The organism is Nonomuraea rubra (assembly GCF_014207985.1).
Taxonomy (GTDB): domain Bacteria; phylum Actinomycetota; class Actinomycetes; order Streptosporangiales; family Streptosporangiaceae; genus Nonomuraea; species Nonomuraea rubra.
The window spans coordinates 12057340-12077942 of the sequence record NZ_JACHMI010000001.1; the positions used below are offsets into that span (position 1 = coordinate 12057340).

Consider the following 20603-nt stretch of genomic DNA (forward strand, 5'->3'; position numbering starts at 1 on the left):
CGGCCCCCCCGCTCGGTAAGGTTCGCCCCACTCTTCGGACAAGCCACGCTCCTCCGGTCCCGCGGGTGACTACGGTCAGCGTTCGTCAGATCACCGACATCGACTCAGGGGGACGTGCGGTGTCATTCCAGAAGTTCCGGAGCATGATCGCGGTGGCCGCTCTGACCGCCGGCGTGAGCTGGCTGTTCACCGGCGCCTCCATGGCCGGCAATTGCACGGAGACCGCCGTGCTGTCGCCCAGCTCGGCCGTCTCGACCTGTGGCGACCCGACCTCGCTGCACATCGAGCAGAGCGGCAACGCGGGCAGCCGCATGATCACCAGCGAGAGCAACAAGCTGGCCATGGCGGCCGGCGAGATGGCCAGGTACTTCGGCCACACCGGCCTGGCGGCGGGCAAGGAGGTGGTGGACATGGCGGATCTCGGCGGCGTGGGGGCCACCTGGGGCCTGACCTCGCTGTTCTCGGCCTCTCCCGCGCTCTTCCCCACGATGCCGGGCCCGGCGGGGGTCGCGGACCTGGCGACCATGGCGAACCTGCCGCCGCTGCCGCCGCTCCCGATGCTGCCCGAGGTGCCGGGGACGCCGCTGGACAGCAGGCTGCCGCACGAGATGACCGTGGGCCAGGGCCCCTACCACAACCGCGTCGTCGGCACCGGGCTCGATTCGCCGCTGGGCCTGCAGCAGCCGGTCAGCGAGGTCAGCGCGGAGGTCATCGGCCAGGTGCTGCCGAAGGCGGTGGACAGCCTCGAAGGCATCTCCATCCTGCCGGGCGGCGGGTCCGGCGCGGCCGGGCTCACCGATGCCGTGGGCGGTCTCGGGCTGAAATGAGCCACCCTGCCCGGGCGTGGACCGTGCCTGCCACGCCCGGCATCCCCTGGCCGAAGGGGTCGCGGTCCCGCCGAACGGACATGCGGGGACCGCGGCCCCTCCGGCGAGAGCGCCCCATGGGCATGGCTGAGCGAGCCCTGCCCAACCGGACGGGCTCAGCGGACGCGCGGCCGTCTCAGGAGACGAGCTCGTCCAGCTCGTCCTCGGGGAGCCCGAGATCGACCCTGATGCGGTAGCGGGTGCGCAGCAGCGCCACCTGCTCCGGATCGTTCTCGTCACACCGCAGGGCGGCCTGGGTGGCCCAGTCGAGGCCCCCCTGGAGATCGCCGTAGGCGACCAGCGTCTCGGCGATCGTGTGAGCCGTCGCCGTGGAGACGTTTCCCTCCGCGCGTATCGTCTCGATGACCTCCCTCGCCTCGTCCGGCCTGTCGAGCTCGAAGAGCGTGTCGGCGATGCCGGCACGCGGGTCGAAACCCGCCTCGCCACCGTCCTCGACCGCGCGCTGGAAACACTCCATCGCGCGCGCCGGCTGCCCCGCCGCTCGCCACTCCTCGGCGGCGAGAACCAGGATCGAAGCCCTGGACACGTCACCGGACGAATAGTCGAGCGCGACGTCGTACAGCCGGCTGGCCAGGGAATCGTGGTCGTCGGCCAACAGCGCCTGCTCAAGCAGACGATCAAGGTGCTCACGGGTCACATGCGCCACACCGCGAGACTACCGAGCCACCCGGGCCTTTGCCCGGTCAATCCACATCGCCGGTCATGCGCAAAACGGTAACGTCCCGCCCAAGCCTTCCGGCCAGAGGCGTGTCCGCGCAGGTCACAGGGCATATACCAGTCACTTTGCCGCCACGCGAGCGGAGGGACTGTGATGGGCATGTCCAAGCAGCTGACCTTCACGCTGGCCTGTGCCGTCGTGCTGTCGGCTGTCGTCCCCGGTGTCGCCGGCTACCTGTCGGCCCGCCTGGAGGCCATCGAGACGGCCGAACGCAACCTGCGGGCGCTGGAGACCCGGCTGAGCGTGCGCGAGGCCAGGGACACGCGCGCCGTCTCGCTCCCCGCCCCCTGTACGCGCACGCCGGCCACGCCGCGCCTGTACCAGGTGCCCGCCACCGCGCTCGGGGACCGGCTCGGGGACCGGCTCGGGGATCACGGCGAGCGCTGGATTCTCAGCGGGCCGGCCGAGCAGTAACGGGTCGCGGGCAACTTTCCCGCCGCTCACCGGCGTCGTACGGGTGACCGGCGGTGGAGAGAGGCTTGCGCATATGGCGGATCGATCGGAGTACGACGCGTTCGTCGCGGCGGCGTGGCATCGATTGCTCCGCACGGCCTACCTGCTCACCAGGGACTGGTCGGTCGCCGAGGACCTGGTGCAGACGGCGCTGATGAAGGCGTGGCTGGCCTGGGGCCGGATCAGGGACGAGCACGAGGCGTACGTGCGCAGGATCATCGTCAACGTGCACGTGTCGTGGTGGCGGCGGCGCTGGCGGCAGGTGGAGCTGCCCACGGGGGCGCCGCCGGACCATCCCGAGGTCGCCGACCGCATGGGGCAGGCGGACGAGCGCGAGCTGGTCTGGCAGGCCCTGGGCCGGCTGCCCGCCCGCCAGCGGGCCGTGATCGTGCTGCGCTTCTTCGAGGACATGACCGAGGCCCAGACCGCCGCGACGCTGGGCTGCAGCGTCGGCACGGTCAAGAGCCAGACCAGCAAGGCGCTGGCCAAGCTGCGGATCGACGAGTCCGTCGCGACCGCGTACGCGAGAGAGGGGTAGGGACGTGCCCGTCAGCCGTCAGGACCTGCATGACCTGCTGGAGGAGCGCAGCCGCCCCGCCCTGGAGCGGCCGGTGCCGTGGGAGCTGCTGCGCACCCGTACGCGGGCGGCCCGGCGCCGCCGTCTGGTCGCGGTCGCCGTCGCCGGGGCCGCCGCCGCGTCGGTCGCGCTGGCGGGCGTGCTCGTCGCGCCGTGGTCGCCCGCCCAGGTGGCCCAGCCCCGCCAGGACGACACCCCGATCACCGCCGCCTCGCCCCACCTGCTCCCGGCGAGCTTCGAGGAGCCGGACGGCACGGCCTACCGCCGGATCGCCACGGCGACGCTGGACGCGCCGAAGAAGTCCGAGGTGACGTTCGAGGTGAAGGTGAGCGGGAAGCCGCTGGCCATCATGGCGGACTGCCCGTCCAGAACCCGCCTGGTGCCGCAGGTCCGGATCGTCCGGCCCGGCCCGGACCAGTGGGCGCTGACCCCCAGGTCGTCCCTGATCAAGGTGTGCGACACGCACATGCCGATCGACCTCGGCCCGTTCTCCTCCGGCACGCGCCGGGCGAAGCTCAGCATCACCATGCCGAAGGCGTTGAAGTCCGACCCGGGCGAGCAGGCGAAAAAATGGCGGTTCGGCGTCTACGAGTGGACCCCGCCCGCCACCATGCCGCCCGCGCCCTCCCCCGTGCCGCCGCCCCGGTCCTTCGGCGGCACGCCTCCCGAGTTCCGGCTGATCGGCTCGAAGAGCGCCGTCTGGCCGGCGGCCCGCGAGGTGACCGTCACCGTCCCGCCGCCGGGCGGGCAGTGGGCGCTGGTCATCTACTGCGACGGCGGCCTCGCGGGGCGGCTGACCGGCGAGGTCCACGTCAACGGCCGGCGGCAGGACGTGGAGGCCTACTGCCCCGAGCCGCCTTCCGAGCGTGGCGGCGTGGGCTACTCCGTCCTCACCCCGGCGCGGCCAGGTCCTGACGGCAAGGTGACCGTCAAGGTCACCCTGTGGAGCAAGATCTCCGGGTACGAGCGCCGCCCCGGCAACCTGACCGTCGCCGTCTACGACTCCACGCGCTAGCGCGGCGACCAGGATCTGAGCTGGCGGGTCAGGAACCCCCTGATCAGCTGCTTGGCCGCGTCGATCATCTCGGGCGTGCCCTCGGGATCCCGGCGGAAGGCCAGCTTCAGCACGGCGTCGCCCGCCTCGACGGCCACGAGCACGGCCAGGTCGAGCTCGGGGCTGTCGGCCAGCCCGAACTCCTTCAGGAACAGGCCGCGCAGCCGCCCCGCGATCACCGTGTTGTTGTCGGAGTCGGAGTCGAGCAGGTTGAGGTCGACGACGTCGCCGAAGTGCAGGCTCTTGAACCCGGCGACCGTCCTGTGCATGTCCACGTAGATGTCGATGATCGCGTCGACGGCCTCCCACCAGCCGCGATAGTCCTCCTCCAGGAACCTGCGATCGACTCTGCGGACGAACTCCTCGACGTTGCGCCGGGTGAGCTCCTGGGTGATGGCCCGCTTGTCGGGAAAGAACTGGTAGACCGACCCGATGGCCACGCCCGCCCGCTCCGCTATGCGGGTGGTGGACAGGGCCTCGTAGCCGGTCTCGTCGAGAAGCTCGGCACACGCGTCGAGCATGCGCTCGACGCGCCGGGCGCTGCGGCGCTGTGCTGGCTGCCGCCTGAGGGCGTTGGGGTGGACGCACTCGTCGTCCATTTGCGGCGAAGACACGGATTCATCTTCTCCCGTATGGGCGATCCTTACCCGCGAATTTGCTCAACCGGGCCAGCCCGCGCATCGCGCGCGGCGAAATCCGGGACAACGCGTAGCCGATTTTCCCCTCGGCGTTCACGGGGACGAGGGCCTGGTTTCTGTGCACGGCCCGCAGAATGTGCGCGGCCACGCGTTCCGGCGGGTATCCGCGCCGCGCCAGCCCCCGCACGGCGTCCTCGCGCAGGCTGTCCTTCGTGTACGTGGCGTGGCTCGCGATGCCGGTGGAGACGAATCCGGGGCAGATGGCGCTGACCCCGATGCCGTGACCCGCCAGCTCGGCCCTGAGGCAGTCGCTGAGCATCTTCACGGCCGCCTTGGAGGTCGAGTACGCCGGCAGCACCTGGGAGGGCGCGAACGCGGCCAGGGACGCGACGTTGACGATGTGCCCGCCCTGCCCGCGCTCGGCCATGGCGGCGCCGAAGAGCCGGCAGCCGTGGACGACGCCCCACAGGTTGACGTCGATGGTCCTGCGCCAGTCGTCGAGGGTGTGGTCGAGGAACGCGCCCGCGACGGCGATCCCCGCATTGTTCACCACAATATCCGGCACACCATATTCAGAGATGATATTTCGCGAGAAGTCCTCCATATCATCGGCATTCGCCACATCGACCTGCACGCCGTGAGCCGTAATCCGAAGGTCTCTCGCAATACCGTCCGCCACCCGCTTCGCGGCGTCGATATCGATATCCGCGCAGACCACTTCAGCCCCGTGCGCCGCGAACGCCCGCGCCGTCGCCCGCCCGATCCCGGACCCCGCGCCGGTGACCACCACCAGCCGCCCGCCGAACGCCCCGCCCGCCCGTGCCCGCCGCAGCTCCCCGCTCGCGGGCCCGCCCTCCACGTGCTCCACGAACTCGGCGATCATCCCGGCCACGGTCCCGGGCCTGCTCCGGTGCGCCCAGTGCCCGGCCGCGACCCTCCGGTGCCACAGCCTGGGCGCCCACCGCCCCACCGACTCCAGCAGCGCCGGGGTGACGTACGCGTCGCGCGTGGGCTCGATGATCTGCACGGGCAAACCGGGCACGCGCGGATCGAGCCCGGAATCCGGCGGGTTGCGCCGGTAGAGTGCGAGCCCGTTGATCCCGTCCTGGACCAGGGTCGGCGCCGGATGCCCCGGCCGCGGCGCGATGCCGTCGCCGCGCAGGGCGCGCCTCACCAGCCCGGGCAGCACGGACCGCCAGGCCAGCTCGGGCAGCACCGGGAGCCGGAACGCCCCGATGTACCAGGACCTGGCCCGCTGCGCCGCCACGTCGCGCGGCCGTCCGTGGCGCATGAAGTCCGCGACCTGCCGCAGCCCCGGCCCGCCCAGGCTGGTGAACGAGGCCAGCCGGTCCCTGACGCCCGGCCGCCCCAGGGCCTCCCAGCCCTGGAGCGAGCCCCAGTCGTGGCCCACGAGGTGGACCTTGGCCCGCCCGACGGCGTCGAGCACGGCGTCCAGGTCGCCGATCAGCCGGTCGAACCCGTAGTCGCCCCGGTCCGCCGGCGCGGTGGACGCCCCGGCGCCGCGCACGTCGTAACGCACCACGTGGAAGCGGTCGCGCAGGAGCGCCGCCACCTCGTCCCAGACGCGATGCGTGTCGGGGTAGCCGTGCAGGAGCAGCACGGCGGGCCTGCCGGGATCGCCCTCCTCGTACACCGCCAGCCGCACGTCACCGGATTCGACCATCCGCATCGCGACCTCCTATTGGACGAATTGTCCAGTAGAATAGATCGATCAGGGCCGGGCGGCCAGACCCGTGCAGGAGCGCAGTGCCTTCCAGTCGGCCACGGCACTGGTGCGGGCCGACCCGGTCATCGGAATCGGGATACCCCCCTGGATGGTGGCCGGAGTCCACGAATCCTTCAAGATCTTCCGACCGTTGATGGTCAGCGTCAGCACGCCCGTCCTGCCGGTGGTGGCCGGGTTGGAGTTGTAGAAGACGAAGTTGCCCATGCCGTAGTTGACGTAGGCGTCGTCGAGGTACCCGGAGCCGAGCAGGATGTGCGCGTGCCCGCCGACCACCACGTCGGCGCCCGCCTCGACCAGCTTGGGAGCCAGCGAGAGCTGCGCCGGGTTGGGGCACTTCTGCATCTCGGTGCCCCAGTGCAGGTGGACGATCACGGTGTCGGAGTTCTTGCGGGCCTGGCGTACCGCGCGCAGGAGGGCCGGCTCGTTCTTCGCCGAGGCCAGCCCGCCCTGGTCCGCCGTGGCCGTCCACGACTGGATGAACTCCGCGTCCAGCACCTGCGTGGCGCCGATGATCGCCACCCGGTTGCCGTTCACGGTCTTGCGGAAGGGTTTGTAGGCCTGCGCCGCGTTCGCCCCGATCCCCACCACGGGGAACTTGCTGCGCTTGACCGCCGCGAGCGAGTCGGCCAGCCCGGTCTCCATGTAGTCCATGCCGTGGTTGTTGGCCATGGAGGCGACGTCCACCCCGGCGGCCTTGAGCGCCGTCAGCGCGCTCGACGGCGCCCTGAACGTGTACTGCTTGCCGGGCGCGGGCGTCCCACCGGTGGTGATGGCCGTCTCCAGGTTCACCATCGCTAAATCGGCCTTGCGCAGCACGCTCGCGATCGGCCCGAGCGCCGTGCGCGGGTTGTTGAGCCGTGGCCGCAGGATGCCCTCGAAGTGCACGTCCCCGCCGAAGGCGATGGTGAACGGCTTGCGCTCGGGGGTCGGCTTCGCCGTCTCCTCCTCAGGCTGGTCGGGAGAGGCGGCCACCTCCTTGCTCTGGAGCTCGCGCTCGGGCGCCGCCGAGCACGCGGCCAGTAATCCGACGACAGCGATCACCGGGAGGGCACGGGGGAATCTCATCTGCCGCCACTTCCGCTCGAAACCTGTCTTACAGGGATCGAGCATGCCATGTGGGACGGACTACCGCGCAGGCTCCCCAATGCTCATCAACCTGGACATAGCCAGTCGAGTCCTGTCATCCATCGGGGTGTAGACGATCAGCCGGATCTCCGGCACCGCCGTCAGGCTCGTCGTGCTGAAGCGCAGCCCGCCGAGCTCCCGGTGCTTGTAGCGCTTCACCCTGGGCCCCGGATCGGCCACGTCCTGCCGGGCCCACAACCGGGCGAACTCGGCGCTCTCCACGCTGAGCCGGCGGACGAAGTCCTGCCAGCACGGCGAGTCGGCGTGCCGGCTGTAGGCGCCCCTGAAGACGGCCACCGCCCGCGCCAGCTCGTGGTCGCGGTCGACCAGCCGCGTCACGGGCACCGGGTACAGGCAGACGTGCCAGAGCGAGTTGCGCTCCCCCTCCGGCGCCCCGACCAGCTCGGGGAAGAGCGCCGCGTACGCGTCGTTCCAGGCCAGCACGTCGCACCGGCTGTTGGACACGCAGGCCGGCAGGTCGCCGAGCCGGTCGAGTATCCCCTGCATCTCGGGCGTCACCTGGCCGGAGTCCACGGGGACCGGGTCGGCCGCCTGCCCGGCCAGCCGGTAGAGGTGGTGGCGCTCCGCGCTGTCGAGCTTGAGCGTGCGGGAGATCGCGTCGAGCACCTGCGGGCTGGCGTTGATCGGCCGCCCCTGCTCCAGCCAGGTGTACCAGGTGACCCCCACCCCGGCGAGCTGGGCGACCTCCTCGCGGCGCAGCCCGGGCGTCCGCCTGCGCGGGCCGGGCGCGAGATCGACCATCTCCGGGGTGATCCGCTCCCGCCGCGAGCGCAGGAACGCCGACAGGTCGGTACGTCTTGCCTCAGCCACCGTCATTTCTCCACTATGGGGGCACACGGGGTGCTTATCCAGTTAGCACCAGTACCAGTATAAATGGGCTCTCGTTACTGGTACCAGGATGGCGGCAGACTGAGCAGCATGTCGCAAACTGCCGCTTTCTCCCCTCCTGTGAACACCCAGACACAGGAAGCCGTTCCCAAGCCCAGCGGCCTGCTCCTGGCGATCATCCTCGTGGGGCAGTTCCTGGCGATCCTGAACGTCAACATCGTGAACGTGGCCACCCCCACCATCGAGGCCGACCTGAACGCGTCGGGGGCCGGGCTGCAGATGATCGTCGCGGGCTACACCATCGTCTACGCCGTCTTGCTGATCACTGGGGCCAGGGTCGGTGACTTGTTCGGCTATCGCAAGGCGTTCCTGGGCGGGCTCGCCGTTTTCACCATCACCACGCTCGCCGCGGGCCTGGCGCCCGCGACGGGCTGGCTGGTGGCCTCCCGGCTGCTGCAGGGCGCCGGGGCCGCGATGATGATGCCGCAGGTGCTGACGTTGATCCAGCGCAACTATCACGGCGCCGCCAGGGGCCGGGCGATCGGCCTGTGGTCGCTGGTGATCAGCGGTGGCATCGTGGTGGGCCAGGCGCTCGGCGGGATCCTGCTGGGGCTCGGCCTGGGCTGGCGGCTCGTGTTCCTGACGCTGGTCCCGATCGGGGCGCTGCTGCTGGTGGCCGGGCTCCGGGTGCTGCCCGCCGACGAGGGCGGCGGCCGTACCGGGCTCGACCCGCTCGGCCTGGCGACCCTGTCGGCCGCCGTGCTGCTGTTCGTGGTGCCGCTGGTGCTCGGCCGCGACCTCGGCTGGCCGGTGTGGGGCTGGGTCTCGATGGGGCTGAGCGTGGTGACGTTCGCCGCGTTCGTCCGCATCGAGCGGTGGGTGACCGCGCGGGGCGGGCGCCCGCTGGTGGACGCGCGGGTGCTGCGCGCGCCCGGCATGCGGCCGGGGCTGGCGATCCTGCTGTTCGGGCCGGCCACGTGGGGGGCGTTCCTGTTCACCTCCGCCCTGCACCTGCAGGGCGACCTACACCTGTCGCCGCTGGCCTCCGGCATGATGCTGGTGCCCTGCGCCCTCGCGTTCGGCCTGGTCGGGCTGGCCTGGCCGCGCCTGCCCGTACGGCTGCAGCGCCCGCTGGTGCCGTTCGGCTACGTGGTGGCCGCCCCCGCCTACGTCGGGCTCGGCCTCGCCTCCGGCGGCGGCCTCGGCTACGCCCTGATGAGCGCCCTCATCGGCGCCGGCCTCGGCGTGCAGGTCGCGGTGACGAACATGGCCACCGAGCAGGTGGACGACGCGTACGCGGCGGACGCCAGCGGCGCCCTGCTCACCGTGATGCAGCTCGGCCAGGTCATCGGCGTCTCCACCGTGGGCACGCTGTTCATCTCCCTGGACGCGAGCGCCACCGCCTCGGCCTCCGCGTCGCTGACCACGTCCCTGGCCATGGCGGCCCTGGCCGTGCTCGCCGGGGTGAGCTCCCTGTTCCTCGTCCGGCGCCGGGTTCCGGCCGTCGCCTAGAGTTGGATGGCTCCTTAATCTCGCCGACACCGCCCGCGGGCACGCCGCGGGCGCGCCATCAGATGAGGTCGGTGAGGCCGGCGACGGCCGCCACCACGGAAAGTGCCAGGACCACGGTGCCGCCGAGCACCTGCGCCAGGGTCTGCGGCCAGACCTTGGCCCGGAACCAGCCCCAGGCCCGTCGCGGCCACCCGGGCCCGCCACTGTTCGGCTTCCGGCCACGGCAGTGGGGCCGGATCACGCCGATCACCTCCTCCACCAGGTCCTGCGGCACCCTGCCGCTCTCGATGACGTCGATGGTCGGCTGCCGGGTGTCGAGCAGCACGCGGATCCGCAGTTCGTAGCCCTCGTCGGCCACGACCGTCTCCACGCGGAACGACTGGTGGGGAGCGGCGTCGAGCACCCGCCCGACCTTGGGGAGCACTTGGTTCAGCCTCTTGCGATCACTGATCCGGTATCGCCGAGAGTGCCTCTTCGACTCGAATAACGGCATGGCTTGTCTCTCCTGGAACTGCCGACTACGGGGAGCAGGCCAGGAACGCGCAGGTGTGCCAGGGCACGCTCGCGCCGCGTCCGCGCAGGACGAGCGCAGTTGCGTGAGCTGGACAGGCGATGCCACAATGTAAATGATCTATGCCCACCGAAAGGTCGGGTCATTGTGACAGAGCGCATTCACAGCCTCTGTTGAACGGCTCTGGGAAGTTGCTGCAACAACTGCCCAGAGCCGTTTGTCATGAGCTGGCGGCGAGGGTGGCCAGGTCGAACTGGTGATCTTGAACGCCTGCCACAAAGGCAGCCCACTCCGACGGCGTGAATACCAGGACCGGCCCATCCTGTTGCTTGCTGTCACGCAGCGCGACGTTGCCATCCGTCAGAGGTGCAACCTCGACGCATGCCGTTGCGCCGTTGCAGTAGCTGGCCTTGCGCCAGGCCGCCTTCGTGATGTCGTTGTGCATGTTTATCCCTAGGCTCCGTTGCCTTGTATTGAGGTACCGGGGTCGTCACCGCCGCCAGAGCATGGCCTTGCGCTGGATGAGCACCCGTGACTCGTCCTCGTCCAGAGCTTCCGACCGCATGTGGTCGAAGGCCGTCTCGTAACCGGCCACCCGCTCGAGGTCTTCGACGAAGTGAGCAGAATAAAGCTGCTCCAGGTACACCACATCATCGAATTCCGCGAACTTGAGATGAATGAACGCACCGGTGTTGACCGGGTGAAGCGAGTCCAATGGTAGGACCTGAACGCTGACGTGTGACAGTAGGGACACCTCCAAGAGATGTTCCATTTGCTCACACATGACCGAGGGCTCCCCAAAACGGCGCATAAGTGCCGCTTCGTCCAGAATGACGCTCATTCGGCAGGGATCGGCTCTGTGCAGGACCCGCTCCTGCCGGTCGAGCCGTGCCTCGACCCTGCTGCGGACACCGCTGTGCGTGATGCGCGCGATACCCCGCGTGGCGAGGATGACCTCCCGGGCATAGTCCTCGGTCTGCAGGAGACCCGGCACAGCCTGGGGTTCCCAGTTGCGCTGGTGGACGGCCTCCGCCTCCAAGCCGAGGAATCTTGTGTACTCCTCAGGGAGGGTGTCCTCGTAATCTTCCCACCACCCGCGCTGTTCCGCATCACGCAACAGGCCCACGAGCTCGTCAAGTTTGTCGCCGTCGACGCGGTACAGCTTCGCCATGGACTTGATGTCCTCGGCGGACGGCATGGTCTTGGCGGCCTCGATGCGGCTCACCTTGCTCGCCGACCAGCCGAGCTCTCTGGCGGCCTTGGCCCCGGTGAAGTTTCGCCGCTCGCGGAGGAGGCGTAGCTCCTGCCCCAGCCGGAGGCGCCGTACTGTTGGACTGCCCTGCTGCGATGGCACCGTCCACCCTCCTTCTCAGGAATGAAGGTGTAGCCGGAAGGGACCGTTTGGAGCCCGGCTTTTTGGGCCGTTCGCCCAATCTTACACTGCAAGTTGCATGAGTTGTGCCGCACAGCCTTGCCAGAAGGCTTTCATGGGTACAGCGTAGGGGCAAGGACAAGCTCCGCGAACAGGTCTGATACTGGGGAGATCTTCCGCCTTCCATCGGACGCATGATGCTTGTCGTGCAAGTTGCATCGCAAGAAGCAAAGAAAAGTAAATCTTCCCTTGCTGGAAGACTTGCAGCAACGACGACTGCAAGGGACGATCAGAACCAGGAGGGTTCTCGAGTCGCAGAGGAGGCCGGCATGACGACACGGCCCGGCGCACGAGAGCTTCCGCCCACCGTCGCGTGCCCGTACGAGGGCCGCATCTCCGGCAGCGTCGCCGTCCCCGAAACGAACATCCGCCACAGGGAGGCCACTTGCCGGAAGGATTCAGTCATCGTCTGAACAACGCAGCGCGACTTCGCTCATTCGAGCACGAAAAAAGCCGGGCCGAGGCTGGTCACCGAGCGCCGCATCTGGGCTGCCACCCTGCGGCGAAACTCGGTCACCAGCCGTCGGACCGGCAAGAAGCCACCTCTAAATGCCGCGAAAGGGGTCTTCTTATGTACTCACAAGGTACCAAGGGGGTCGGCCGAATCAAGTCCTGGATCCAGGATCTCATCGCGTCCGCCGACTACGAAATCTGCGTGGAGCCCGACGAGTTCGCCTACCGGGTGGGCTGGACCGTCACCAAGACGGGATTCGGCTCCCGCCGGTACCGCGACCCACGGTTCGACCAGCTCCGCCAGCCCAGCAAGGTGATCGAGGAGGTGTCGTGACATGCCGAGGAACCCACGCAACCAGCTGTACCCTGCCAGCGAGGACCTCCCCGCCGCGCGCGGCGGCTCGCTGCCGGCCAGGCTCTGGCGGGCGCGCACCGAGCTGCTGCTGCTCGCCGGCCTGGCGCTGCTCGTCACGGCCCTGCTGAGCGCCGCGCACGCGGGCCGGTGGGTGCCCTTCGTCCTGGTGGCCGGCGCCGTCTCGGTGCCCGCCGCCACCAGGTTCGGCCGCAACTGGGTCGTGGCCCACTTCTGGTGCGTCGTCTCCAGGCACCGCCTGCAGCGGACCTGCCTGGAGACCACCATGCACACCAGGGCGGGCCGCATCCCGCTGGTGCTCTGGATCACCCCGACGACCACCGGCGAGAAGGCGCTGATCCTGGTACGGGCGGGCGTCAGCGCCGAGGCGTTCGAGGCGTACAGCGAGGAGATCGCGGCGGCCTGCTGGGCCCGCAGCGTGAACGTCTACCGGCACCGCACGCGCGCCCAGCTCCTCATCGTCGAGATCGTCAGGCGGGACGAGGTGCCAGGGGCGACCTCTCCCGGGCTGGACCGCCTGTACGGGCACAGATCGTGGATCCCGCTGAGATCCGAGCTCGAGGAGCCGCCTGATCTGGCGACACTGCCGCACGCGGCATGAAGACCTAGGGAACGGGGCCGTCCCTAGGGGTGCAAGCCCCGGAGACCGCGGGGGCTCCGGGGCTTCCCCATGCGCCCGGTCCGCGCGAAGATGAGTTCATCTGGCGAACTCAGGAGTCGTGATGACGTCGACCGTCCACCGGACCTGTCCCCTGTGCGAGGCCGTCTGCGGCCTGACCCTCACCCTCGACGACGGCGGGCACGTCACCAGTGTCCGGGGCGACAAGGACGATCCGTTCAGCAAGGGGTTCATCTGCCCGAAGGGAGCCAGCCTCGGCCGGCTCGACGAGGACCCCGACCGGCTGCGCAAGCCGCTGATCAGGGAGGGCGAGCTCTGGCGCGAGGTCGGCTGGGACGAGGCGTTCACCGCCGTGAAGGCCGGCCTCGACCGCCTCGCGGACCGCCGCTCCATCGCCGTCTACCTCGGCAACCCCAACGCCCACACCATGGCCGGCGCCCTGTACGCCGCCCCGCTGATCAAGGCGCTCGGCACCCGCAACGTCTTCTCCGCCAGCACCGCCGACCAGATGCCCAAGCACGTGGCCAGCGGGCTCATGTTCGGCCATCCGCTGGCCATCCCGGTGCCCGACCTGGACAGGACCGACTACCTGCTGATGCTGGGCGCCAACCCGCTGGAGTCCAACGGCTCCCTGTGCACCGCGCCCGACTTCCCCGGCAGGCTCAAGGCCCTGCGCGGGCGCGGCGGCCGGCTGGTCGTGGTGGATCCGCGCCGCACGCGCACCGCCGCGCTGGGCGACGAGCACGTCTTCATCCGCCCGGGCACGGACGCGTACCTGCTGTTCGGCATCGTGCACACGCTGTTCGCCGAGGACCTGGCCAGGCCGCGGCACGAGGTCAACGGGCTGGCCGAGGTGCGCGAGGCGGCCAAGCACTTCCCGCCCGAGTCCGTGGCCAGGCGCACCGGGGTGCCCGCCGAGACGATCACGCGGCTGGCCAGGGAGCTGGCGGCGGCGCCCACGGCCGCCGTCTACGCCAGGATCGGCACGTGCACGGCCGAGTTCGGCACGCTGGCCCAGTGGCTGGTGGACGTGCTGAACGTGCTCACCGGCAACCTCGACAGGCCCGGTGGTGCCATGTTCCCCAAGCCCGCGACCGAGTTCGCGGGGCGGCGCAGGCCGTACGTGGTGGGGCGGTGGAAGAGCCGCGTCAGGGGCCTGCCCGAGGCGAACGGCGAGCTGCCCGTGGCCACGCTGGCCGACGAGATCGAGACGCCGGGCGAGGGGCAGGTCAGGTTCCTGCTGACGATCGCGGGCAACCCGGTGCTGTCGGCGCCGCACGGCGCCCGGCTGGACACCGCGTTCGCCGGGCTCGACTTCATGGTGAGCGTGGACCCGTACCTGAACGAGACCACCAGGCACGCGAACGTCATCCTGCCGCCGCCGCGGGTCCTGCAGTCGGGGCACTACGACTTCGCGCTGCTCGGGTTCGCCGTGCGCAACTACGCGCGGTACTCGCCGCCGCTGCTGCCGCTGGACGAGCGGCCGTCGGAGGCCCAGATCCTCGCCAGGCTGGCCATGATCGCCTCCGGGCTGGAGGGCGACCTCGACGCGTTCGTCATCGACGACATGTTGGGCAAGGCGACGCAGACGCCCGGCTCGGGGATCGAGGGGCGGGACGTGGCGGAGCTGCGCGACCTGCTGGACGGCGAGACGGGCAGCGAGCGGCGGCTCGACCTCATGCTCAGGCTCGGCCCGTACGGCGAGTGGGCCGGCAAGGGCGACCTGTCGCTGCGCAAGCTGCTCGACAACCCGCACGGCCTCGACCTGGGCGCGCTGGAGCCCCGCCTGGACGAGGTGCTCAAGACGGCCTCGGGCCTGGTCGAGCTGGCACCGCCGCAGCTCATGGAGGACGTGGAACGGCTGCGCGGCAAGCTGGAGGAGGAGCCGCCGGAGATCGTCCTCATCGGGCGGCGGCACCTGCGCTCCAACAACAGCTGGATGCACAACGTCGGCCCGCTGGTCGGCGGCAGCAACACGTGCACGCTGCAGATCCACCCCTCGGACGCGGACAGGCTGGGCCTGGCCGGCGAGGCCGTGGTGCGCTCGGCGAAGGGCCAGGTCACCGTGCCCGTCGAGCAGACCGACACGATCATGCCTGGCGTCGTCAGCCTGCCTCACGGATGGGGGCACGCGGGCAGCGCCCAGAACGTGGCGGCCGAGCATCCCGGTGTCAACGTCAACACGCTCACCGACGAGACGACCATAGACGTTCCGAGTGGTAACGCAGTGTTCAACGGAGTTCCGGTCACGATTTCACCAACCGGGGTGATCATCGCACATTAGGGTGTCGCGCGTGACTATCGCGCCAGAAGAGGACCGCCTGAACGCCCAGATCGCCTTCGCCATCGAGATCGACAAGTTGAAGCGGATCATCCGCCGCAACCATCTCATCGACGGCTCGCGGCGGGAGAACTCCGCCGAGCACTCCTGGTACGTGGGCACGCTGGCGATGGTCCTCGGAGAGCATGCCCCACCCGGAACGGACCTCCAACGGGTGGTGGCCATGCTGTTGGTGCACGACCTGGTGGAGATCGACGCCGGCGACACGTTCGTCTACGACGCGGTGGCGGTCGAGGCCCAGGCCGAGGCCGAGCGGGCCGCCGCCGACCGGATCTTCGGCCTGCTGCCGGACGAGCAGGGGGTGTGGCTGCGGGAGCTGTGGGACGAGTTCGAGGCCAGGAAGACGCCGGAGGCGAGGTTCGCCAAGGCGCTCGACCGCTTCGCCCCGATTCTGGCCAACCACCACACCGAGGGCGGCACGTGGCCGCTGTTCAAGGTGACGGCCGCGGAGGTCAGGGAGAAGGTGCGGATCATCGAGGAGGGCTCGCCCTCGCTCGGTGCGTACGCCCTGGAGCTGGTCGAACTCTCGGTGGCCAGGGGACACCTGTCCGAGTGATCCCCACATGCCCGGGGTAGGGGACTTGTCGTGAAAGAGACAGTACGCGCGAAACGACGGCAGTTTCGGGGTTTCGCCGGGCCGGTCGCCATCGCCGATCGGCTCGAGAAGTCGAAGGCCATGGACAAGCCGATCAGGGGACTGGCCAAGGTCGTACGCCAGCGGCTGCGCCAGGGCCGCCTGCGCGACCTGCTGCACGGCGTCCCCATCGGCGAGCCGGTACACCCGCCGCTGGCCACGGTCAGCCTGGGCTGCTGGCTCTCCGCGGCCGTGCTGGACCTGGCACGCGCCGATCCGCGGGCCTCGCGGCTGCTGCTGGCCACGGGCCTGGTCAACGCCCTGCCCACGGCGGCGGCAGGGCTCACCGACTGGTCCTCGCTCCACCGCGAGCAGCAGCGGGTCGGCTTCGTGCACATGGCGGCGAACCTGACCGCGCTCGGCCTCATGACAGCCTCGCTGATGGCCCGCGTACGCGGCCACGAGCGGCCCGGCCGGATCCTCTCCTTCACCGGGCTGGCCGTGGGCGGGCTCGGCGCGTACCTCGGCGGGCACCTGGCCTACCGGCAGGCCGCGGGGGCCAACCACGCGCCGCAGATCACCCACCTGGTGCCGCTGGGCTGGCACGACCTGTGCCCGCTCAAGGACCTCCCGGAAGGCCGCCCGGTGGCCAGGCGGCTGGGCTACATCCAGCTCTTCGTGCTGCGCCAGGGCGACGGCGTGACCGTGCTGGCGGACCGGTGCCCGCACCTGGCGGGGCCGCTGCACCAGGGCAGGCTCGTCATGGAGGACGGCGAGGCGTGCGTCGTGTGCCCGTGGCACAGCAGCACGTTCCGGCTGGCCGACGGGTCGGTCAAGCACGGGCCCGCGACGGCGCCCGCGCCCGTGTTCGAGACGCGGATCAGGCGTGACGGCACCATCCAGGTACGGCCGGGGTTGACCTGAAGTTTGGTTGAGGTTCTACGGTCGTGACATGGGCAAGATTCTTGTGACCGGCGCGACCGGGAATGTCGGCAGTCATGTGGTGGCACAGCTCGCCTCGGCGGGCATCGACGTACGGGCGTTCGCCAGGCGTCCCGAGCGGGTGCAGCCGGGCGTGGAGGCCGTTCAGGGCGACCTGACGGCCCCCGAGACACTCGAACCCGCGCTGAAGGACGTGGAGAGCGTGTTCCTGCTCTGGCCCGGCCTCTCCACGGGCAACGCGGCGGAGGTGGTCTCGGCGATCGCCGGGCACGCGCGGCGGGTGGTGTACCTGTCGGCGTTCGTGCCGGGCGGCTCCGGGGGGCACTACGGGGAGATCGAGGGGCTCATCCGGCGGTCGGGGCTCGGCTGGACGTTCCTGCAGCCCGGCGGGTTCGCGGCGAACACGCTGGGGTGGGCGGACCAGGTGCGGCAGGGAGTGGTGCGGTGGCCGTTCGGGGAGGCGTCCCGGGCGCTGATCCACGAGAAGGACATCGCGGCCGTCGCCGTCCACGTGCTCACCTCGGCGGGGCACAACGGGGCCGCGTACGCCATCACCGGGCCCGACGAGCTGACCCAGGCCGAGCAGGTACGGGTGATCGGCGAGGTGGTCGGGCGTGAGGTGCGCTGGGAGGAGCAGCCGCCGGAGGAGGCCAGGGAGCGGCTGCTGGCGGCCTGGGGGGACGAGGCGTTCGTGGACAGTGCGCTGAAGGCGTGGGAGAGCTTCGTGGCCGGGCCCGAGCGGGCCACGGACACGGTGCGGCGACTGCTCGGGCGGCCCGCGCTGAGCTTCCGGCAGTGGGCGGAGGACCACGCGGAGGACTTCCGCTGATCGGAGGACCACGCGGAGGACTTCCGCTGACCCTTCCCCCCGGGATGGTCAGGCCCCGTCGGCCGCGGCGGCGGGGTGCTCGACGAGGGCGAGGATGCGGCTGGACATGAAGCGGGCCGTACGCACCGGGGTGCCGCTGCGGGTGACCTCGCTCACCTCCACCAGCCCTCGCCGGGTGGCCACCTCGACCCGCCTGCCGGCGCGGGTGGCCGTGATCTCGTAGGTGCGCGGCGACGACTCTCCGGCGTCGATGACGATCTCCACCCGGTCACCTTTCATACCAGGTTCCTACCCAAAGGCGATTATCCGTACACCAGTACGACAATCGCCACAATCCCCACGCACACGATGACCGCGCGCAGGACCGGGGCGGGGATGCGCCGCCCCAGCCTGGCGCCCAGGAAGCCGCCCGCGACCGCGCCTGCCGCCACGCCCGCGGCCGCCTGCCAGTCCACGTCCGCGGCCACGACGAAGAAGGCCGCCGCGACCGCGTTCACGATCAGGGCCAGCACGTTCTTGGCGGCGTTCACCCGCTGCAGGCCGTCGTCGAGGAAGATGCCGAGCAGCCCGATCAGCAGCACGCCCTGGGCGGCCCCGAAGTACCCGCCGTAGACGCCCGCGCCCAGCACGCCCAGCCACAGGGCCGGGCCGCCGTGCGGGTGCGCCTGCTCGCGCCGCGCGGCCACCCACGCGTTGAGCCTGGGCTGCGTCATCACCAGCACGCAGGCCAGCGCGATCAGGACCACGACCACGATCTCGAACACGTCGGGATCGAGGAACAGCAGCAGGATCCCGCCGATCAGCGCGCCGAGCGCCGACGCCGCGCCCAGCCGCAGCAGCCGGTCGCGCTGCCCCTGGAGCTCGGTACGGTACCCGTAGGCGGCGCTGAAGGAGCCGGGCACGAGGCCGACGGTGTTGGAGACGTTCGCGGTGACGGGGTCCACGCCCAGCGCCACCAGCGTGGGGAACGTGATCAGCGACCCCGACCCGACCACCGCGTTGATGGCCCCTGCCACCACACCGGCCGCGCACACCGCGGCCAGCTCCCAGCCCGTCACGAAACCCTCCCGATGCCGCCATGTGCTGCCCGGTGCAGGCCGCGGCGGCGGGGTCCCTACGGGCTGTCCTGTCCCTTGGGGGGTGTGAACAGGCCGCCCAGGTTCTCCAAGACTTTGCCCATTTCTGAGGGGACGATCCAAATCTTATTGGCGTCACCCTTGGCGATCTCGGGCAGGGTCTGGAGGTACTGGTAGGCGAGGAGGTGCTGGTCGGGGTTGCCCTCGTGGATGGCCTTGAAGACCATGCCGATCGCGTCCGCCTGGCCCTTGGCCCGCATGGCCTGGGCCTCGGCCTCCGCCTGCGCGCGCAGCACGGCGGCCTCCGCCTCGCCGCGCGCCCGCAGCACCGACGCCTGCTTCTCGCCCTCGGCGGCCAGGATCGCCGCCTGGCGCTGCCCCTCCGCGGTCAGCACGGCGGCACGCTTGTCGCGGTCGGCGCGCATCTGCTTCTCCATGGAGTCCTGGATGGAGGCGGGCGGGTCGATGGCCTTGAGCTCGACCCGGTTGACCCGGATGCCCCACTTGCCGGTCGCCTCGTCCAGCACGCCGCGCAGCGCGGTGTTGATGTCCTCGCGGGAGGTCAGCGTGCGTTCGAGGTCCATGCCGCCGACCACGTTGCGCAGGGTGGTGACGGTGAGCTGCTCGACGCCGATCAGGAAGTTCGCGATCTCGTACGTGGCCGCCTTCGGATTGGTGACCTGGAAGTAGATGACGGTGTCGATGGAGACCACGAGGTTGTCGGAGGTGATCACGGGCTGCGGCGGGAACGACACCACCTGCTCCCGCAGGTCGATCATGTCCTTGATGCGGTCGATGAAGGGCACCACCAGGTTCAGCCCGGGCGTGAGCGTGCGGTGGTAGCGCCCCAGGCGCTCGACGATGGCGGCCGTGGCCTGCGGGATGATGCGAATCGTGCGGGCCACCCCGAAGCCCACTGCCGCGACCACGACCAGGGCGACGATGAGCTGCTCGACGGACATGGCGACGCTCCGGAGTCGAGGGAACCGACTCCGTAGATCCTATTTGGTTTTGGGGATCGGCGTCTTTTATCACCATAAAAGGTGATCTAGCGAGCGCGCGTCCGGGGCTAATGGGCGCGCGCGTACCAGCGGCCCTCCGCGCTCCGGTCCAGCGTAAGCGGCACCCCGAACGTCTGCGTGAGGTTGTCGGCGGTCATGACGTGCTCCAGCGGCCCCTGGGCCACCACCGAGCCGTGCCGCAGCAGCAGCGCGTGCGTGAACCCGGCCGGCACCTCCTCCACGTGGTGCGTCACCAGCACCAGCGTCGGCGAGCGGTAGTCGCCGGCCAGCACCGACAGGCGGCGCACCAGATCCTCCCTGCCGCCCAGGTCGAGCCCGGCCGCCGGCTCGTCGAGCAGCAGCATCTCGGGGTCGGGCATCAGCGCGCGGGCGATCTGCACGCGCTTGCGCTCGCCCTCCGACAGGGTGCCGAAGCGCCGCCTGATGAGATGGGCGGCGCCCATCATGTCGATCAGCTCGACGGCCCTCGTCACGTCGTTGGAGTCGTACTCCTCCGTCCAGCGGCCCATGATCCCGTACGAGGCGGTCAGGACGAGGTCGATGACCTTCTCCTCCGGCGGGATGCGCTCGGCCAGCGCGGCGCTCGCCAGCCCGATCCTGGGTCGCAGGTCGAACACGTCCGCCTGCCCCAGCCGCTCCCCCAGCACCTCGACGACACCCTCGCTCGGGTACAGCAACGTGGCCGCGACCTGCAGCAACGTCGTCTTGCCCGCGCCGTTGGGACCGATGACGGCCCACCGCTCGTCCCCGTTGACCGTCCAGTCGATGCCGCGCAACAGGGCCGCTCCGTCGCGCCTGACGGCGACGTCCTGGAGCCGCAGCACCTGACCACCCATCCCCGATACCTCCTTAGGAGTCACCCTCGGGACAA

The 20603-nt window shown here is 70.3% G+C and carries 23 protein-coding genes; 11 read left to right on the plus strand and 12 right to left on the minus strand.

Going from position 1 to position 20603, the window contains the following annotated elements; genetic code table 11:
- Positions 1-119: 119 nt before the first annotated feature.
- Positions 120-827, plus strand: coding sequence for a hypothetical protein (locus HD593_RS55735; RefSeq protein WP_185110903.1), 708 nt, complete (start codon positions 120-122; stop codon positions 825-827).
- A 175-nt stretch (positions 828-1002) separates the two neighbouring features.
- Here the strand turns inward: HD593_RS55735 and HD593_RS55740 are convergent, their stop codons facing one another.
- Complete coding sequence (locus HD593_RS55740; protein WP_253753840.1) at positions 1003-1533, minus strand: tetratricopeptide repeat protein; 531 nt, start codon at positions 1531-1533, stop codon at positions 1003-1005.
- A 171-nt stretch (positions 1534-1704) separates the two neighbouring features.
- Here HD593_RS55740 and HD593_RS55745 point away from each other — a divergent pair, with 171 nt between their 5' ends.
- From HD593_RS55745 to HD593_RS55755, 3 genes are all read left to right on the plus strand, one after another.
- Positions 1705-2019, plus strand: coding sequence for a hypothetical protein (locus HD593_RS55745; protein WP_185110904.1), 315 nt, complete (start codon positions 1705-1707; stop codon positions 2017-2019).
- 73 nt (positions 2020-2092) lie between these two features.
- Positions 2093-2596, plus strand: a complete 504-nt coding sequence (locus HD593_RS55750) for a SigE family RNA polymerase sigma factor (protein ID WP_185110905.1) — start codon at positions 2093-2095, stop codon at positions 2594-2596.
- A gap of 4 nt (positions 2597-2600) precedes the next feature.
- Positions 2601-3650 (plus strand): hypothetical protein, encoded by a 1050-nt coding sequence (locus HD593_RS55755; RefSeq protein WP_185110906.1) that lies wholly within the window; start codon positions 2601-2603, stop codon positions 3648-3650.
- On the opposite strand, the gene HD593_RS55760 is transcribed toward HD593_RS55755, so the two are convergent.
- The 4 genes from HD593_RS55760 to HD593_RS55775 are packed head-to-tail and all read right to left on the minus strand — an operon-like array spanning position 3647 to position 8030.
- The gene (locus HD593_RS55760) at positions 3647-4288 is read right to left on the minus strand and encodes a TetR/AcrR family transcriptional regulator (RefSeq protein WP_185112698.1); all 642 of its coding nucleotides are present in this window, start codon (positions 4286-4288) and stop codon (positions 3647-3649) included. The two genes, HD593_RS55755 and HD593_RS55760, sit on opposite strands and share 4 nt — an antisense overlap.
- A 19-nt stretch (positions 4289-4307) precedes the next feature.
- Positions 4308-6017 (minus strand): SDR family oxidoreductase, encoded by a 1710-nt coding sequence (locus HD593_RS55765; RefSeq protein ID WP_185110907.1) that lies wholly within the window; start codon positions 6015-6017, stop codon positions 4308-4310.
- A gap of 42 nt (positions 6018-6059) precedes the next feature.
- Complete coding sequence (locus HD593_RS55770; protein WP_185110908.1) at positions 6060-7139, minus strand: CapA family protein; 1080 nt, start codon at positions 7137-7139, stop codon at positions 6060-6062.
- A gap of 60 nt (positions 7140-7199) precedes the next feature.
- Positions 7200-8030, minus strand: a complete 831-nt coding sequence (locus HD593_RS55775; protein ID WP_221525421.1) for a helix-turn-helix transcriptional regulator — start codon at positions 8028-8030, stop codon at positions 7200-7202.
- Positions 8031-8168: 138 nt separating this feature from the next.
- Between HD593_RS55775 and HD593_RS55780 the strand changes: the two genes are divergently transcribed.
- Positions 8169-9560, plus strand: a complete 1392-nt coding sequence (locus HD593_RS55780; RefSeq protein WP_312904384.1) for an MFS transporter — start codon at positions 8169-8171, stop codon at positions 9558-9560.
- 58 nt (positions 9561-9618) lie between these two features.
- Here HD593_RS55780 and HD593_RS55785 read toward each other — a convergent pair whose 3' ends face one another.
- From HD593_RS55785 to HD593_RS55795, 3 genes are all read right to left on the minus strand, one after another.
- Positions 9619-9984: a hypothetical protein gene (locus HD593_RS55785; protein ID WP_185110911.1), complete on the minus strand. Its 366-nt coding sequence runs from the start codon at positions 9982-9984 to the stop codon at positions 9619-9621.
- A gap of 307 nt (positions 9985-10291) precedes the next feature.
- Complete coding sequence (locus HD593_RS55790) at positions 10292-10516, minus strand: DUF397 domain-containing protein (RefSeq protein ID WP_185110912.1); 225 nt, start codon at positions 10514-10516, stop codon at positions 10292-10294.
- 45 nt (positions 10517-10561) lie between these two features.
- On the minus strand, positions 10562-11425 hold the full coding sequence (locus tag HD593_RS55795) for a helix-turn-helix domain-containing protein (RefSeq protein WP_185110913.1): 864 nt from the start codon (positions 11423-11425) through the stop codon (positions 10562-10564).
- Positions 11426-12074: 649 nt separating this feature from the next.
- On the opposite strand from HD593_RS55795, the gene HD593_RS55800 reads away from it, so the two are divergent.
- The 6 genes from HD593_RS55800 (at position 12075) to HD593_RS55825 (ending at position 17634) form a co-directional block, all read left to right on the plus strand.
- Positions 12075-12290, plus strand: coding sequence for a hypothetical protein (locus HD593_RS55800; protein ID WP_185110914.1), 216 nt, complete (start codon positions 12075-12077; stop codon positions 12288-12290).
- Position 12291: 1 nt separating this feature from the next.
- Entirely contained in the window at positions 12292-12930 is a 639-nt protein-coding gene (locus HD593_RS55805; RefSeq protein WP_185110915.1) for a hypothetical protein, read from the plus strand.
- A gap of 121 nt (positions 12931-13051) precedes the next feature.
- Positions 13052-15232: a molybdopterin-dependent oxidoreductase gene (locus tag HD593_RS55810; protein WP_185110916.1), complete on the plus strand. Its 2181-nt coding sequence runs from the start codon at positions 13052-13054 to the stop codon at positions 15230-15232.
- Between the two features lies 1 nt (position 15233).
- A complete protein-coding gene (locus tag HD593_RS55815; protein ID WP_185110917.1) occupies positions 15234-15845 on the plus strand; it encodes an HD domain-containing protein in 612 nt (203 codons plus the stop codon).
- 30 nt (positions 15846-15875) lie between these two features.
- Entirely contained in the window at positions 15876-16787 is a 912-nt protein-coding gene (locus tag HD593_RS55820; RefSeq protein ID WP_312904385.1) for a Rieske 2Fe-2S domain-containing protein, read from the plus strand.
- A gap of 28 nt (positions 16788-16815) precedes the next feature.
- Positions 16816-17634: an NAD(P)H-binding protein gene (locus tag HD593_RS55825; protein WP_185110918.1), complete on the plus strand. Its 819-nt coding sequence runs from the start codon at positions 16816-16818 to the stop codon at positions 17632-17634.
- Between the two features lie 48 nt (positions 17635-17682).
- Here the strand turns inward: HD593_RS55825 and HD593_RS55830 are convergent, their stop codons facing one another.
- The 4 genes from HD593_RS55830 to HD593_RS55845 form a co-directional block, all read right to left on the minus strand.
- The gene (locus HD593_RS55830) at positions 17683-17913 is read right to left on the minus strand and encodes a hypothetical protein (protein WP_185110919.1); all 231 of its coding nucleotides are present in this window, start codon (positions 17911-17913) and stop codon (positions 17683-17685) included.
- Positions 17914-17936: 23 nt separating this feature from the next.
- A complete protein-coding gene (locus HD593_RS55835) occupies positions 17937-18692 on the minus strand; it encodes a sulfite exporter TauE/SafE family protein (protein WP_185110920.1) in 756 nt (251 codons plus the stop codon).
- A gap of 56 nt (positions 18693-18748) precedes the next feature.
- On the minus strand, positions 18749-19672 hold the full coding sequence (locus tag HD593_RS55840) for an SPFH domain-containing protein (protein ID WP_185110921.1): 924 nt from the start codon (positions 19670-19672) through the stop codon (positions 18749-18751).
- 107 nt (positions 19673-19779) lie between these two features.
- Positions 19780-20568, minus strand: coding sequence for an ABC transporter ATP-binding protein (locus HD593_RS55845; RefSeq protein ID WP_185110922.1), 789 nt, complete (start codon positions 20566-20568; stop codon positions 19780-19782).
- Between the last annotated feature and the right edge of the window lie 35 nt (positions 20569-20603).

Excerpts from the sequence above, each read along its gene's own strand:
- HD593_RS55765 (WP_185110907.1), bottom strand. The coding sequence starts at position 6,017 with ATGCGGATGGTCGAATCCGGTGACGTGCGGCTGGCGGTGTACGAGGAG.
- HD593_RS55830 (WP_185110919.1), bottom strand. The coding sequence starts at position 17,913 with ATGAAAGGTGACCGGGTGGAGATCGTCATCGACGCCGGAGAGTCGTCG.
- HD593_RS55760 (WP_185112698.1), bottom strand. The coding sequence starts at position 4,288 with ATGGACGACGAGTGCGTCCACCCCAACGCCCTCAGGCGGCAGCCAGCA.
- HD593_RS55845 (WP_185110922.1), bottom strand. The coding sequence starts at position 20,568 with ATGGGTGGTCAGGTGCTGCGGCTCCAGGACGTCGCCGTCAGGCGCGAC.
- HD593_RS55770 (WP_185110908.1), bottom strand. The coding sequence starts at position 7,139 with ATGAGATTCCCCCGTGCCCTCCCGGTGATCGCTGTCGTCGGATTACTG.
- HD593_RS55805 (WP_185110915.1), top strand. The coding sequence starts at position 12,292 with ATGCCGAGGAACCCACGCAACCAGCTGTACCCTGCCAGCGAGGACCTC.
- HD593_RS55810 (WP_185110916.1), top strand. The coding sequence starts at position 13,052 with ATGACGTCGACCGTCCACCGGACCTGTCCCCTGTGCGAGGCCGTCTGC.
- HD593_RS55825 (WP_185110918.1), top strand. The coding sequence starts at position 16,816 with ATGGGCAAGATTCTTGTGACCGGCGCGACCGGGAATGTCGGCAGTCAT.
- HD593_RS55790 (WP_185110912.1), bottom strand. The coding sequence starts at position 10,516 with ATGCACAACGACATCACGAAGGCGGCCTGGCGCAAGGCCAGCTACTGC.
- HD593_RS55840 (WP_185110921.1), bottom strand. The coding sequence starts at position 19,672 with ATGTCCGTCGAGCAGCTCATCGTCGCCCTGGTCGTGGTCGCGGCAGTG.
- HD593_RS55745 (WP_185110904.1), top strand. The coding sequence starts at position 1,705 with ATGTCCAAGCAGCTGACCTTCACGCTGGCCTGTGCCGTCGTGCTGTCG.
- HD593_RS55750 (WP_185110905.1), top strand. The coding sequence starts at position 2,093 with ATGGCGGATCGATCGGAGTACGACGCGTTCGTCGCGGCGGCGTGGCAT.
- HD593_RS55800 (WP_185110914.1), top strand. The coding sequence starts at position 12,075 with ATGTACTCACAAGGTACCAAGGGGGTCGGCCGAATCAAGTCCTGGATC.